The organism is Mycobacterium shimoidei, from assembly GCF_900417275.1.
Lineage (GTDB): Bacteria > Actinomycetota > Actinomycetes > Mycobacteriales > Mycobacteriaceae > Mycobacterium > Mycobacterium shimoidei.
This window is the reverse complement of record NZ_UEGW01000001.1, coordinates 3,521,735-3,535,701: the sequence shown is the minus strand read 5'-3', so window position 1 is coordinate 3,535,701 and position 13,967 is coordinate 3,521,735. Positions and strand designations below refer to the sequence as shown.

The window sequence follows — 13,967 nt, the reverse complement described above, 5'->3', positions numbered from 1 at the left end:
CGATGGAGAAAGTCATCGCTGTGCTGCGGGCCGCGGACCGCGACGACGACTGGTGCGCGCGTCAGCGTGGCCCGGTCGCCGATGAGCTGCTGCGGCTGGGTATCCAAGGTCTGGCCGTCAACGTTCGCGACAGCGCCGTCCGCGACTCACTGATGACCTTGACGACACTGGACCCGCCGGCGGCCGCCGTGGTGAGCATGTGGACGCAGCAATGCTACGGCGAGCAGATAGCGACGGCGCTCACACTGCTGCAAGCCGAGTGTGAACTACTGGCCGCCTACCTGGTCACCGAGTCGGTTCCGCTGGCAGCACCACCCGAACTCGGTAGCCGCACAACGGGTTTGGCCAACATTGCCCTGTTGCGCCGGCCTGCCGAGCTAGACCAAGAGACCTGGCTGCGCCGCTGGCAGCACGATCACACCGCGGTGGCGATCCAGACCCAGGCGACGTTCGGCTACACCCAGAACGCGGTGGTGCGCGCACTGACGCCGGACGCGCCGCCCATCGCGGGAATTGTCGAAGAGTTGTTTCCTATCGAGGCGATATCCGATCTGAAGGCCTTCTTCGGCGCCGCCGACGACGCCGATCTGCGGGATCGACTAGACCGAATGGTCGCCAGCACCGCAGCCTTCGGCGCCAACGAGAACATCGACACGGTGCCGACCAGCCGCTACGTGCTGAAATCACCGTTCAGCGCAAAAGCGCATAGGAGGCAGCCGTGATATTGCAGATCGAGGACGACAACCGGGTGCGCACCCTCACCCTGAACCGGCCGGAATCACTCAACGCCTTCAACGAGGCGCTGTACGCCGCGACTGCCGAGGCGCTCGATGCGGCCGCCGCCGACCCGGACGTGGCCGTCGTGCTGCTGACCGGGGCTGGGCGCGCATTCAGCGCCGGCAACGACCTCAAAGAGATGCAGGCCCGGATCACCGACCCGGACCTGGGCGGCGAATCCAACTTCACCGCGATGATCGACGCGCTGAGCCGGTTCCCCAAGCCGCTGATCTGCGCGGTGAACGGCGTCGGGGTCGGCATCGGCGCCACCATCCTCGGCTACGCCGACCTGGCCTTCATGTCGTCGACGGCCCGGCTGAAATGCCCGTTCACCAGCCTGGGCGTCGCCCCGGAAGCCGCGTCGTCGTATCTGTTGCCGCAGCTGATCGGCCGGCAAAACGCCGCGTGGCTGCTGATGTCGTCGGAATGGGTGAACGCCGAGGAGGCGTTGCGGATGGGCTTGGTCTGGAAGGTGTGCGAGCCATCAGAGCTGCTGGCAGATGCCCGCCGGCATGCCGAAATCCTTGCGTCCCGGCCGCTCCCTAGTCTGATGGCGGTCAAAAGCACCATCGTCGACCCGGCTCGCCCCGAGATCGCCGCCGCGTCCGCGCGGGAGAACGCTCACTTCGCCGAGTTGATGGGGGCGCAGGCCAACGCTGCGGCATTGGCCGATTTCACCGATCGAAAAAGAGCGGATTAGCGAGCGCCGCTGGTCTCCAGTTGCGAGCCGGCCGCGATGATCGCCCGCAACGTGTGCCGGCAGCGGCCACAGTCGGCGCCCGCCCCGCACGCGGCGGCCACCTCTTTGGATGTCGACGCCCCACGCGACACGCACTCAGCCACAGTTTGGCTGGTCGCCCCCACACAAAGGCACACGTACATCAGCACACCCCTGCCGATCCGGCGTCGCCGCCCAACTGAACAGCTCGCATATTAGTGGAGTCTAACCTAAGTCGGTTAGTGCAGTCTAACCTAAGTCACCCCGGGCGGGCCGCGGCCCGCCCGGATCGGACGTCGCCGGGTATGCCGCCGAGATTATGTCCGACCGATTTTTCCCACTGAGGAAATTTCTCGTCACACGCAACGGACTTGTGGCCGCCGATCAACGGTGGGTCGGAGTTTGTTACTCAACATAGCCTTGCTTTAGTTAGGCAACGCTCGCCTGAGTGAGTATTACCTTGGGTGACAACAGCTTTCGTCTGCGGTAGCGTACGCGTGACCAGCGCGGCGCCAGCTACATAGAGGAGCGAGAATGCAGGGCGATCCTGACGTTTTGCGACTGCTAAATGAGCAATTGACCAGTGAGCTCACCGCGATCAATCAATACTTTTTGCACTCCAAAATGCAGGAAAATTGGGGCTTTACCGAACTGGCGAGCCGCACCCGGGAAGAGTCGTTCGACGAGATGCGGCACGCCGAGACGGTCACCGACCGCATTCTGCTGCTCGACGGCCTGCCGAACTATCAGCGCATCGGATCGTTACGCGTCGGCCAGACGCTGCGTGAGCAGTTCGAAAGCGACCTGGCCCTGGAATACGAGGTCGTCAACCGTCTCCGACCGGCGATCATTTTCTGTCGGGAGAAACAGGACAGCACCACGGCCACCATTTTCGAGAAGATCGTGGCCGACGAGGAAGGCCACATCGACTACCTGCAGACCCAGCTGGAGTTGATGGACAAGTTGGGCGAGCAGCTCTACTCCGCTCAGTGTGTCGCCCGGCCGCCCACCACCTGACACGGCGGCGATTGGGGTCGCTCCGTTCGGGCAACTAACTTTGACATGACGGTACCGGCTGCGCCGACGACCGCACGACCGCCAGATGCGCTGGATAACACGCTGGTCAGCACGCAGCGGCGCAACCTGATCTTCCTGGCAATCATGCTCGGCATGCTGCTTGCCGCACTCGACCAGACGATCGTGGCGACCGCACTGCCGACCATCGTCGCCGACCTCGGCGGAGCCGGCCATCAGTCCTGGGTCGTCACCAGTTATCTGCTGGCCTCGACGATCGTCACGGCGCTCGTTGGCAAACTGGGCGACCTGTTCGGCCGCAAGGCGGTCTTCCTGTCCGCAATCGTGTTTTTCGTCGTCGGGTCGGTGCTGTGCGGCCTATCGCGGTCGATGATCATGTTGGTGCTCGCTCGCGCGGTCCAGGGCGTCGGCGGCGGCGGCCTGACCGTGACCGCGATCGCGCTCATCGGCGAGGTCATCCCGCTGCGCGAACGTGGCCGGTATCAGGGTGCGTTGGGGGCGGTGTTCGGCGTCACCACGGTGGTCGGTCCCTTGTTGGGCGGCTATTTCACCGATCACCTGACCTGGCGGTGGGCATTCTGGATCAACCTGCCGGTGTCGGCGGTGGTGTTAGCGGTGGCCACCGCGACCATCCCTACCCTCGCCGAGCGCGCCAAACCCGTCATCGACTACGTCGGAATCATCTTCATCGGGCTGGGCGCCGCGGGGCTGACCTTGGCCACCAGTTGGGGCGGCACTACTTATCCGTGGGGATCGGCGCCGATCATCGCCCTATTCGTCGGGTCTGCGGTCGCGCTGGGCATGTTCATGTGGGTTGAGACTCGCTCCGCCGCACCGATTTTGCCGATTCGGCTCTTCGGTAATCCGGTATTCACCGTCTGCTGTGTGCTGTCGTTCGTGGTGGGCTTCGCGATGCTGGGCGCGTTGACGTTCCTGCCGACGTATATGCAGTTCGTGGATGGCGTATCGGCTACTGCCTCTGGTCTTCGCACGCTTCCGATGGTGATCGGCATGTTGACCACCTCGATGGTCAGCGGCATCCTGGTCGGCCGCACCGGCCGGTACAAGCTTTTCCCGATCGCGGGGACGGCCGTCATGGTGATCGCTTTCGTCCTGCTCTCACGGATGGGGCCCTCGACGTCGGCGCTGGTGCAGTCGCTGTACTTGGTCATCCTGGGTGCCGGGATCGGGCTGTGTATGCAGGTCCTCGTTCTGGTCGTGCAGAACACCTCGAGCTTCGACGACCTGGGTGTCGCCACCTCGGGTGTGACGTTCTTCCGCACCATCGGCAGCTCGTTCGGCGCCGCGATCTTCGGCTCGCTGTTCACCAACTTCCTGCAGAGTCGACTGGGTCCGGCGCTGAGCGCCAGCGGGGCGCCTGCCGCCGCGGCGAGTTCGCCGGGGCTGTTGCACGGGCTGTCGGCCCAGACCGCGGGCCCGATCGTGGGCGCCTACGCCGACGCGCTGTCCAAGGTGTTCGGATGGGCGGCACCGGTCGCCGCGGTCGGTTTGGTGTTGGCACTGTTCTTGCGCGAGATCCCGCTTCGCGGCATGGGCAACACGCCCGCCGACCTCGGCGACGGGTTCGCGATGCCGACGGGCCAGTCGTCCGAGGAGATGCTGGAGGCCGCGATCGGGCGCATGCTGCAGGGCGAGCCTGGAATGCGGCTGCGCAGCATAGCCATGCGTCCCGATTGTCGACTCGATGTCGCGGGGTTGTGGGCCGTCTTGCGGATCCACCGATATGCGCGGATGTTCGGCACAGCACGGCTGACCGATATCGCCAACGACGTGGGCGTGCCGTACGAAGTCCTTGAACCCGTCGTCGACAGTGTGGTAGCCGCCGGGTACGCGATGCGCGACGTCGACCGGCTATGGCTCACGCCGTCGGGAGCCCAGCAGGTCGACTTCGTGTCCGGGCTGATCCGCGACTGGGTCATGGACAAACTGACCCGGGTTCCCGGCTTTGCGGGACCGCCGGACCGGGCTCAGGTCGAAGCGGCTCTCGACCGGATCGCGCACCGAGTTGTCGCTCAACGCGATTGGCACTCTGCGAGCGCGCCACACAGCGTACGATCTCGGCATGAGCCGAATCGGAACATTCGCTGACGACGACCTGGCCGGCTGGTTCGTGAAATCTCCCGAACTCGGTGGGGCACTCGGCGCATTCAGCGACGCCGTCTACAACCGCAATCGCCTGCCGATGCGCACGCGCGAACTCGCCAGGGTGGTCATCGCCCACGACAACGAGTGCGAGGTCTGCCTCAACACCCGCGACGGCGACGGACCCGCCGCAGGAGTTGACGAAGAACTCTACGACCACGCTCTGCAGTGGCGTACCTGGCCGGGATTCAGCGAACAGGAGCGGCTGGCGGCCGAATTCGCGCACCGCTTCGCCACCGAACACACCGTGTTACGCGACGACGAGGACTTCTGGACCCGTTGCAAAGAGCACTTTTCCGACGAGTTGCTCGCCGATCTGGCCTTGTCGTGTGCGCTCTGGATCGGGATGGGGCGGGTACTGCGCACCCTGGACATCGGCCAAAGCTGCAAGTTCACGTTGCCCAGTCGGGCCTGACACACCGCGCGTGAGCACCACCCCACTTGCTGCCGCCGCGATCGCGCAGCTGGAGGGCGAAGGGGTGGAGGCGGTCATCGGCACTGTTGTCAATCCCGCCGGGCTCATCCTGGCCAAGACGGTTCCACTGCGTCGCACCAACACCTTTGCCGAGCCGGGGATGGGCGCCAGTCTGGTCTGGCATGCCTTCGCGATCGATCAAACCGGCATAGCGTTCACCGAGAGCATCGGTGTAGTCGGCGATCAGCGCGTCCGCGCCGACCTGTCCGCCCTGCGGATGATCGGCGACGGGTTAGCCTGGGCGCCAGGCGGATTCTTCGAGCAGGACGGTACACCGGTTGCGGCGTGTAGCCGCGCAACCCTGGCCCGCGTCCAGGCGGCACTGGCAGCCGAGGGCATCGATGCGGTCATCGGTCACGAAATCGAGTTCGTGCTGGTCAATCCGGACGGCAGTCGGCTGCCGTCCCAGGTGTGGGCACCGTACGGCCTGGCTGGAATCCTCGAGCACGAGGCATTCATTCGTGACGTCTCCGCGGCCGCCACCACGGCCGGGATCGGAATAGAGCAACTCCATCCGGAGTACGGCATCAATCAGTTCGAAATCTCGTTGGCGCCGCAACCACCGGTAGCCGCCGCTGATCAGCTGGTGCTGATCCGGCTCATCATCGGCCGGGTGGCCCGCCGCTATGGCATGCAGGTCAGCTTTTCGCCTGCGCCGTTCGCTGACAATGTGGGATCGGGTGCACACCAACACTTCTCTTTAAAGACCGCCGACGGACCGCTGTTCTCCGACGGAACGGGCGTGCACGGAATGACGGCCGCGGGGGAGTGCGCTCTGGCCGGTGTGCTGGCCGGCCTGCCCGAGGCGCAAGGCCTGTTGTGCGGGTCGATCGTGTCCGGATTGCGAACCCGCCCGGGCAACTGGGCCGGCGCATACACATGCTGGGGCGCTGAAAATCGGGAAGCCGCCCTCCGATTCGTCCGTGGCGGGCCAGCCAATCCGTACGGCGGGAACGTCGAGGTGAAAGTGGTTGACGCTTCGGCGAACCCGTATTTCGCCTCGGCGGCGATCCTCGGGCTTGCGCTGGAGGGCATCAAATCGAACTGCGTGTTGCCGCCGGAGACCACCGTGGACCCGGCGACGTTCACCGATGCCGACCGCAACCGCGAAGGCATCCTCCGCCTGCCCCAGAAGCAGCCAGAAGTAATTGCAGCACTTGATAATTCGACTCGTATGCGCAGCATTCTCGGCGATGCCGCCGTCGACGTTGTGGTGGCCGTGCGTCGTCTGGAACATGAGCGCTACGGCAGCCTGAGCCCTGAGGAGCTCGCGGACAAGTTCCGGATGGCCTGGAGTGTGTGAGGGTGCCCGGCGCACTAGCGACCCACATCGCCGAGGTTTCGTTGATCGACCAGCACGTCCACGGTTGCTGGTTGGCGCATAGGGATCGGCGGCAATTCGAGAACGGGCTCAACGAAGCCAACACCGAACCGCTCGCCGACTTCGACACCGCATTCGACTCGCAACTCGGTTTTGCCGTTCGTGCCCACTGCGCTCCGCTGCTTGGCCTGCCGAAACACGCTGAACCCGACGACTATTGGAATCGCCGCGGTCAAGTCGGCGAGCTCGAGCTGGCCCGGCTTTTCCTGCGCGCGGCGAAAGTCACCGATTGGCTGGTGGACACCGGCTACGCCGACGGCGTCGCCGACGTCGCGCAACTGGCCGATGTGTCCGCCGGCCGCGCCCATGAGGTGGTGCGGCTCGAGCAAGTGGCCGAGCAAGCCGCGGCCACGCCGGGCGAGTACGCGTCGGCGTTCGAGGAGATTCTGCACCGGCGCGCCGCCGGCGCCGTCGGCACCAAGTCGATCCTGGCCTATCGCGGGGGATTCGTGGGCGATCTGTCCGAGCCGTCCGCGGCCCAGGTCGCCGAGGCCGCCAGCCGCTGGCGCGACAACGGCGGTACCCGGCTCAGCGACCGAGTGCTGCTGCGCTTTGGGCTGCACCAGGCGCTGCGCGTGGGCAAGCCGCTGCAATTCCACGTCGGCTTCGGCGACCGGGACTGCGACCTGCGCAAGGCCAACCCGCTATATCTGCTCGACTTCCTCCGGCAGTCCGGCGACACCCCGATCGTGCTGCTGCACTGCTATCCCTACGAACGCGAAGCCGGCTATCTGGCGCAGGCATTCAACAACGTCTACGTCGACGGCGGGCTGTCCATCAACTATCTGGGCGCCCGGGCTGCGCCGTTCATCGGGCGGCTGCTGGAGCTGGCGCCGTTTCGCAAGATCGTTTACTCCTCGGACGGGTTCGGCCCGCCGGAGCTGCATTTCCTCGGTTCGGCGTTGTGGCGCAACGGTATCCATCGGGTGCTCAGCGGCTTCGTCGCCGAGGATGACTGGAGCGAGGCGGATGCCATCCGGGTGGTGGACCTGATCGCCCACGCCAACGCGGCGCGCATCTACCGCCTGGACGCTGTCGAGCGGGTATAAAGCCGCCCCACCACGGGTACAAACCGGTATGGCCGGCCTGGCGGATGTACTGGAGTGGACTCGCAGGCAAGTGGCGTCGCGGGTGCCCAAGGCCGATCTCGACCAGCGCGATCCCGATTACATTCGCGACCAACTGCCGGGTACCTGGCTGCTGGCGTCGCTGTACTTTCGGGCCGACGTGCGCGGCATGGATCGCATACCCGTCGACGGGCCGGTCCTGCTGGTCGGAAATCACAGCGGCGGCAACGTGCCGCCCGATACGTTCGTCTTCACGCTCGCGTTCTGCTCCTACTTCGGCGTCGAGCGGCCGTTTTACCAGCTGGCGCACAACCTGGTCGTCTCCGCGCCGCCGTTGGGCTGGCTACGGAAATTCGGCACCGTCGCCGCCAACCACGAAAACGCCCGACTCGCCCTGGAATGCGGCGCGGCACTGCTGGTCTATCCCGGCGGGGACTACGAAGTCTTCCGGCCGTCATGGGAACGACACAAAGTCGATTTCGGCGGCAGGATGGGCTATGTCCGGCTGGCTCGCGAGGCCGGCGTGCCGATCGTCCCGGTGGCCAGCGTGGGCGGCCAGGAAAGCGCGCTGTTCATCAGCCGAGGGCAATGGCTGGCCAGGCTGCTTATGACCGATAAGCTGTTGCGGCTCAAGAGCATTCCAATCTCGCTGGCCCTGCCTTGGGGTCTGAACATCAGCGACTTGGCCGGACACCTTCCGTTGCCCGCCAAGATCACGATCGAAGTGCAAGAACCGATCGAAGTCGACGACACGGATGTCCAAGACCAGGCGGTGCATGACAAAGTCATCGCCAGCCTGCAGGCCGGCGTGGATCGACTCGCCGCGCAACGGCGATTCCCGGTGATCGGCTGATGCGCGTCGAACGCCGGTGTGTGATCGACGCGGACCGCGGTGCGGTCTGGAAGATCGTGAGCGACCCGGACTGCTATCCGACGTTCATGACCAGCCTGGAGCGCTGGGAGAGCGCCAACGACCAGCCCGCCGGCGTGGGCGCCCGCTACACCGTGCACTGGAAGATCGGTTCGGTGCCGGTCGGCGGTCTGATCGAGGTCGTCGAGTTCGACGAGCGGCGCGACCTGGCCTGGGTCGGCATCACCGGAGTCAACCTGCGCGGCCGGATCCGGCTGCGCGACGGCCACGACGGCCAGACCAAGGTGACGTTCCGGCTGTCCTATCAAGCGCCCGGCGGAATCCTGGGCTACATCGCCGACCGGGTCGCGGTGCGCCAGGTGGGCCGCAACGCCGCACGCACTCTGGAGCGGCTCAAGGCGCTGGCCGAAGCTTAGACAAGCCCCGTCGCGTCGAAGATCCAGGAGTTGTCGGTGCCGGCCAGGTCCTCCAGCCAGGTGGCGGGCGCCTGGCGCAGCATCGTGCCCATATCCCAGTAGTCCTTCCACAGCGCGACTTTGCCGTCTTGCACCCGGTGCACGGTGGCGAACTGCAGCAAAGCCGTCTCGCCGGTGGGCCAGGTCCACTTCTCGGAGTGCTCGTAGATCACGTCGGATCCGTTGGCGACCAACAGGCCGTCGTAATTCTCATAACCCGCCAGTGGATCGAATGCGATCCTGATCCGCTTGACGATGTCGTCGGGACCGCGCGCGGCCAGCGTCGGCCCGACCGGCACATCCATATAGATGCAGTCGTCCGACAGAAACGTCTTCACCGCATCCCAGTCCCGATCTGACAGCGCCCGCCACAGCGCACGCACGGTGTCCTTGACGTCGATGGTCACAGCCGCTCAATATATCGACGCTTTAGAGTCAGGGGCAGCACCAGGGAGGACGTAATGGCAACAGCGCGCTGGGCCGGGTTGGCCCTGCTGGCGTTGGGGGTGGCGGCCGTCAGCCGGGCGGCGGCAAAAACGCGGACCCGGACCGAGAGCCCGTCGCCGTTCTCGCCCTGGACGCCGCCGCCCGCCCGCTACGGCCACGGCATACGGCACAACGTCGAGATCCCGATGAGCGACGGTGTCGTGCTGCGCGCCGACATTCATTACCCCACCGATCCGCAAACCGGCCAACGGGCAACCGGGCCGTTCCCCGTGCTGTTGTCGATGACGCCGTACGGCAAGAAGGCCCCGCCGCCGGCAGCCCAAATCGGTGGCGGCGCAACGCCGTACCTGATCAAGCGGGGCTACATCGAGGTGATGGTCGACGTCCGTGGGACCGGGGTTTCCGGCGGATCGTTCGAGATGTTCGGGGCTCGGCAGGCCCAAGACGGGGCGGAGCTGGTCAAGTGGGCGTCGACCCTGCCGAACGCCAACGGTCGGGTGGGCATGTTCGGCATCTCCTACCTGGCGGTCAACCAGCTGTTCACCGCGGCCGCCGTCGGGCCGGGTTCTCCGCTGAAGGCGATCTTCCCGGTGATGGCCGCCAACGACTTCTACCGTGATGCGGCGGCGATGGGCGGAGTCGTGCATCTGCGGACCGTGCGGGCCTACGGCGCGACGTATCGGCTGCTCAACGTCTTCAACCCGACGCTGGAGTTTCTCACCCGCGGCAGGCATCCGCGGCCACGCGCCGGTGGACTGGCCGCCGTCCGGCAACGCGGCCGCGACCAGCAAAGATACTTCGGCCCGCTGGTCGCCGACGCGATGAACGGCGGCGAAACGGCCTACGACGGCCCGTTTTGGGATGCCCTGCGCCCGGACTCCGTGCTGGCCGACATCGCCGCGAACGGGGTGGCCGTCTTCCTGGTCGGGGGATGGAACGACGCGTTTCAGCGCGGTGAACCACTCAACTACGCCGCGCTGCAGAACGCGCTCGCCGGACGACCGACGCACGCGCCGATGGAGCCCGGCCAGCCGATATCCGACCGTGTTCAGCTGATGATGGGGCCGTGGTACCACGTCACCACCTTCGACGGACTGCACCTGAACGCCCTGCAATTGCGCTGGTTCGACCACTGGCTCAAGGACGACGCCGAAGCGGCGATGAGCGAGTCGCCCTTCACCTTCCAGGCCATCGGAAGCTCGAAGTGGTTCCGCGGCCGCGAATACCCGGTCGGGCAAGCGACCCCCACCCGCTTCTACCTCTCGCCCGGTAGCCGGCTGACCCGCGAGCCCGGCCCGGACAGCTGCACGGTGACGCTCAACTACAAGGCTCGGGGTCCGGTGGCCGGGCGCAGCTTCGAGCAGTGGTCGCTGGGCATGTACAGCTTCTTCGCCAGCCAGCAGGGCCGGCGGATCCGCTACGACCTGGACAGCCGGCGCCTGCAGCGCGGGGCACTCACCTACACCACTGACGCGTTCACCGTACCGAGGATGGTCGTTGGGCCGATCACGCTGACGCTGCACGCGAGTGCCAACACCACCGAGACGTTGTGGGTTGCCTATCTGGACGACGTCGCGCCCGACGGCGCCAGCCGACCGCTCACGCAGGGAGCGCTGCTCGGCTCGCACCGCGAGCTGGATCCGGAACGCACCTGGTATCTGCCCGACGGCACGGTGCTGCGGCCGCATCACGTGAGCACCCGCGCCGCCGTCAAGCCGGTGGTGCCCGGCGAGGTGACCCGCTACGACGTCGAGATCTTCCCGACCGCCGCGCTGATCGCCCCGGATCACCGGTTGCGGCTCACCCTGACCACGTACGACTTTCCGAACCTGGCGCCGACCAAGCCCGCTCGCAAGGCGCTGGCCGGCGGCAGCTATCAGGTCCATCAGGGCGGGCCCAGCCCGTCGTACATCCTGGTCCCGCTGGCCGATCCCGACAGCCTGACCTGACCGCCGCGATCAGTTAGCTACCGCGCGGCCATCGATCGCGCCGGACCCAACGCCACCGGCAAGGCCGACCAGCCGTGCAGGACCCGGGTATCGCGCCGGCTTCCCGCCCCTGCCGACCGCGCCTGCGGGAAGCGTTCGAAGAACGCCCGCAATCCCACTTCACCCTCGGCGCGGGCAAGCGCCGCGCCCAAGCAGAAGTGCCGGCCGCCGGAGAAGGCGAGGTGCTTGCCGGCGTTCTCTCGCTCGATATCGAAGCGGTGCGGGTCGGGGAATACCGCCGGGTCGCGGTTGGCGGCGCCCAGGTAGAGCACCACCATCTCGCCGCGCTGGATCGGCCGCCCCGCGAGCTCGGTGTCGTTGCGCGCAATCCGTGCGGTGAGCTGAACGGGCGACTCCAACCGCAGAATCTCCTCGACCGCGTTGGGCCACAACTGCGGGCGTTGCCGCAGCGTCTGCAGGTGCTCTGGCGCATCGATCAGCATGCGGATTCCGTTGCCCAACAGATTCACCGTGGTCTCGAAACCCGCGGCCAGCACCAAACCCGCGGTTGCCCGGAGCTCGTTTTCGTCCAGATAGGTTTCCGCAGAACCGCTTTCGGCGGTTCGGATCAGCTGACTCATCAGGTCGTCGCCTGGTCTGCTTCGCAATCCTCGCAGGTGCTCGATCAGCCAGGAGTTGAACCCGGCGATCCCTTGCTGCACGCGCCGGTACTGTTGCCATGAGATCCCGAAATCCAAACTGGGCGCGGCAAGTTCGCCGAACTCCAGGATGTGGCGCCGATCCTGTTCGGGTACACCCAAGATGTCGCTGATGATTGCGACGGGAAGCTGCGAGCAGTAGCGGGCGACGATGTCGACGACGTCCGATTCACCGGCCAGTTGATCCAGCAGGGTCTGCGCGGTCTGCTCGACCCCGTCACGCAGCGCCGCCACCGCCCGGGGAGTGAACACCGACGACACGGTCTTTCGATAGCGGGTGTGCTCGGGAGGTTCGACGGCCAGCAACGACGGTGGCCGCAGCGGGTGGAGCATGTCGTCGCGGGTGCGGCTCTCCAGCCAGCGCAGCGGCGCCGGCAGGTTGGATCCGATCGAGAGCACCCGAAAGTCGTCTGATCGCAGCACCTCGTGCGTGATCGCATGGTCGGCGGTCAGATATCCGATCCGGGTTCGCGCCAGCGGACCGCGGGCCCGCACTTCCTCGTAAAAGGGCACCGGGTCCGTCTTCACGGTTGGATCGGCGATCAACCGGGCCTGCAGATCACCTCGCCGGGCACCGAAGGTGGCGGCTCCGCGGACGAACCCGTGTAGGGCAAACCAGTGCAGCTTCTGTCTCACTCACGCCAGCTTATGTCGGGCAGCATTTTGGCGATGCGGCCACGCACCAGCTCGGCGCTGATGCCCTTGAGACGGTCGATCGAGCGGATGCCGCGGGGCACATACCAGTGCAGTCGGCTCGGATGGTGATATGCCGCCCAGGCGGTTTCGGCGACGCTGCTGGCCGGCATCAACTTGAACGGGCCCCGCTTCGGTGCGCGGGCCCGAATCTGCTCGGCGGATCGCGTCGACACACCGTCCTCGGAGTGCTCGAGCGTGTTGGTGAGGATGGGCGTGTCGATCAAGCCCGGAAGCACGTCGGCCACCCGCACACCGTGGCGGCTCCATTCCACGCTGAGGGCTTCCGTCAGCCCCTTGACCGCGTGCTTGGTTGCCGAGTACACGGCGAGCCGCGGCATCCCGTAAGTCCCCGACGACGACGAGGTGGAGAACATCAGGCTGCCCGGCGCCTTCTTGAGGTAGGGCAGTGCGCCGTACGCACCGGTAAGCACCGCCTTGAAGTTGACGTCGACCACCTGCATGGCCGCGTCATAGGGCACGTCTTCGAACCAGCCTGACGCCCCGATGCCGGCGTTGTTCCACATCATGTCCAGCCCGCCGCCGGGATTGTCTGCGCAGAAGTCGGCGAGCGCGCCGTGAAGGGCCGCTTTGTCGGTGACGTCGACGTTTCGGGTCCACAGCCGGTCGTCACCCAGCTCCTCGGCCAGTGTGGCCAGGCCGTCATCGCTGCGGTCGACAGCGCCTACGCGCCAACCTTTGTGGTGGAAAAGTTTGGCGCCCTCGCGGCCCATTCCGCTGCCGGCACCGGTGATGAAAATGGATTTCACGGTGCCTCTACGACATCTTTGATCCGCTGCAGCGTCTTGGTCATATCGCGGATATTGCGGCGCTGACGCAAAAAGCCGCCGAACAGCCAGTAATACACGGTGGTCAGCGGAGACGAATTGAGCCGGAATGACTCGGTCACATCGGTGCCGTCCGCGGTGGGCGACAACTTGTAATGCCAGTTATTCACCGCTCGGTCGCCGACAAGAACCTCGAATCCGAATTCGCGGCCGGGCTCACAGGCGGTGACCCGGCACGTTGTCCAGTACACCGGCCCAATTTCATTTCGTCGGACGTGGCCGCGGAACCGGGCACCCAGCGCGGGCCCGTCAGCCCCGTCAAGCCACTCCGCCTCGAACGTCTCGGGTGAGAAACGTCCGGTATTGCGGACATCTGCGATCAGCTGCCAGATCTTGTCCGCTGGTGCTTTCATGTGAACCGTCGCCGACCCTTGCATGGATCTGATCCAA

At 66.0% G+C, this 13,967-nt stretch carries 14 protein-coding genes and 1 pseudogene; 10 read left to right on the top strand and 5 right to left on the bottom strand.

Annotation, left to right across the window (positions count from 1 at the left end; all coding sequences use genetic code 11):
- Positions 1-2 precede the first annotated feature (2 nt).
- Positions 3-722, top strand: a complete 720-nt coding sequence (locus MSP7336_RS17095; protein WP_181786826.1) for an EthD domain-containing protein — start codon at positions 3-5, stop codon at positions 720-722.
- Positions 719-1,477 (top strand): enoyl-CoA hydratase/isomerase family protein, encoded by a 759-nt coding sequence (locus tag MSP7336_RS17090; RefSeq protein ID WP_113964188.1) that lies wholly within the window; start codon positions 719-721, stop codon positions 1,475-1,477. Before MSP7336_RS17095 ends, MSP7336_RS17090 begins: the two co-directional genes overlap by 4 nt.
- On the opposite strand, the gene MSP7336_RS17085 is transcribed toward MSP7336_RS17090, so the two are convergent.
- Entirely contained in the window at positions 1,474-1,659 is a 186-nt protein-coding gene (locus MSP7336_RS17085; RefSeq protein WP_069396422.1) for a (2Fe-2S)-binding protein, read from the bottom strand. The two genes, MSP7336_RS17090 and MSP7336_RS17085, sit on opposite strands and share 4 nt — an antisense overlap.
- 370 nt (positions 1,660-2,029) lie before the next feature.
- Here MSP7336_RS17085 and bfr point away from each other — a divergent pair, with 370 nt between their 5' ends.
- Genes bfr through MSP7336_RS17050 form a run of 7 tightly spaced genes read left to right on the top strand, consistent with a single transcriptional unit; the run spans position 2,030 to position 8,903 of the window.
- Positions 2,030-2,512, top strand: a complete 483-nt coding sequence (bfr, locus tag MSP7336_RS17080; protein ID WP_069396399.1) for a bacterioferritin — start codon at positions 2,030-2,032, stop codon at positions 2,510-2,512.
- A 45-nt stretch (positions 2,513-2,557) separates the two neighbouring features.
- Positions 2,558-4,639 carry an MDR family MFS transporter gene (locus MSP7336_RS17075; protein ID WP_113964187.1) on the top strand — a complete coding sequence of 694 codons (2,082 nt, stop codon included), beginning with the start codon at positions 2,558-2,560 and terminating at the stop codon, positions 4,637-4,639.
- Entirely contained in the window at positions 4,614-5,108 is a 495-nt protein-coding gene (locus MSP7336_RS17070; RefSeq protein ID WP_069396397.1) for a carboxymuconolactone decarboxylase family protein, read from the top strand. The genes MSP7336_RS17075 and MSP7336_RS17070 overlap by 26 nt, the downstream gene beginning before the upstream one ends.
- Before the next feature lie 10 nt (positions 5,109-5,118).
- Entirely contained in the window at positions 5,119-6,471 is a 1,353-nt protein-coding gene (locus tag MSP7336_RS17065; protein ID WP_113964186.1) for a type I glutamate--ammonia ligase, read from the top strand.
- A 2-nt stretch (positions 6,472-6,473) separates the two neighbouring features.
- A complete protein-coding gene (locus tag MSP7336_RS17060; RefSeq protein WP_244917487.1) occupies positions 6,474-7,598 on the top strand; it encodes an amidohydrolase family protein in 1,125 nt (374 codons plus the stop codon).
- Between the two features lie 28 nt (positions 7,599-7,626).
- Complete coding sequence (locus MSP7336_RS17055; RefSeq protein WP_113964184.1) at positions 7,627-8,469, top strand: lysophospholipid acyltransferase family protein; 843 nt, start codon at positions 7,627-7,629, stop codon at positions 8,467-8,469.
- On the top strand, positions 8,469-8,903 hold the full coding sequence (locus MSP7336_RS17050; RefSeq protein ID WP_113964183.1) for an SRPBCC family protein: 435 nt from the start codon (positions 8,469-8,471) through the stop codon (positions 8,901-8,903). Before MSP7336_RS17055 ends, MSP7336_RS17050 begins: the two co-directional genes overlap by 1 nt.
- On the opposite strand, the gene MSP7336_RS17045 is transcribed toward MSP7336_RS17050, so the two are convergent.
- Positions 8,900-9,343 (bottom strand): limonene-1,2-epoxide hydrolase family protein, encoded by a 444-nt coding sequence (locus MSP7336_RS17045; RefSeq protein WP_113964999.1) that lies wholly within the window; start codon positions 9,341-9,343, stop codon positions 8,900-8,902. The genes MSP7336_RS17050 and MSP7336_RS17045 overlap by 4 nt on opposite strands.
- 231 nt (positions 9,344-9,574) lie before the next feature.
- Between MSP7336_RS17045 and MSP7336_RS17040 the strand changes: the two genes are divergently transcribed.
- Entirely contained in the window at positions 9,575-11,338 is a 1,764-nt protein-coding gene (locus tag MSP7336_RS17040; RefSeq protein WP_244917557.1) for a CocE/NonD family hydrolase, read from the top strand.
- A 17-nt stretch (positions 11,339-11,355) separates the two neighbouring features.
- Here the strand turns inward: MSP7336_RS17040 and MSP7336_RS17035 are convergent, their stop codons facing one another.
- The 3 genes and pseudogenes from MSP7336_RS17035 to MSP7336_RS17025 all read right to left on the bottom strand — a co-directional run bounded on the left by MSP7336_RS17035 (position 11,356) and on the right by MSP7336_RS17025 (position 13,967).
- A complete protein-coding gene (locus tag MSP7336_RS17035; RefSeq protein ID WP_069396392.1) occupies positions 11,356-12,672 on the bottom strand; it encodes a cytochrome P450 in 1,317 nt (438 codons plus the stop codon).
- Positions 12,669-13,499 carry an SDR family oxidoreductase gene (locus MSP7336_RS17030; protein WP_113964181.1) on the bottom strand — a complete coding sequence of 277 codons (831 nt, stop codon included), beginning with the start codon at positions 13,497-13,499 and terminating at the stop codon, positions 12,669-12,671. Before MSP7336_RS17030 ends, MSP7336_RS17035 begins: the two co-directional genes overlap by 4 nt.
- A pseudogene (locus tag MSP7336_RS17025) lies at positions 13,496-13,967 on the bottom strand (SRPBCC family protein). The gene MSP7336_RS17030 and the pseudogene MSP7336_RS17025 overlap by 4 nt, the downstream one beginning before the upstream one ends.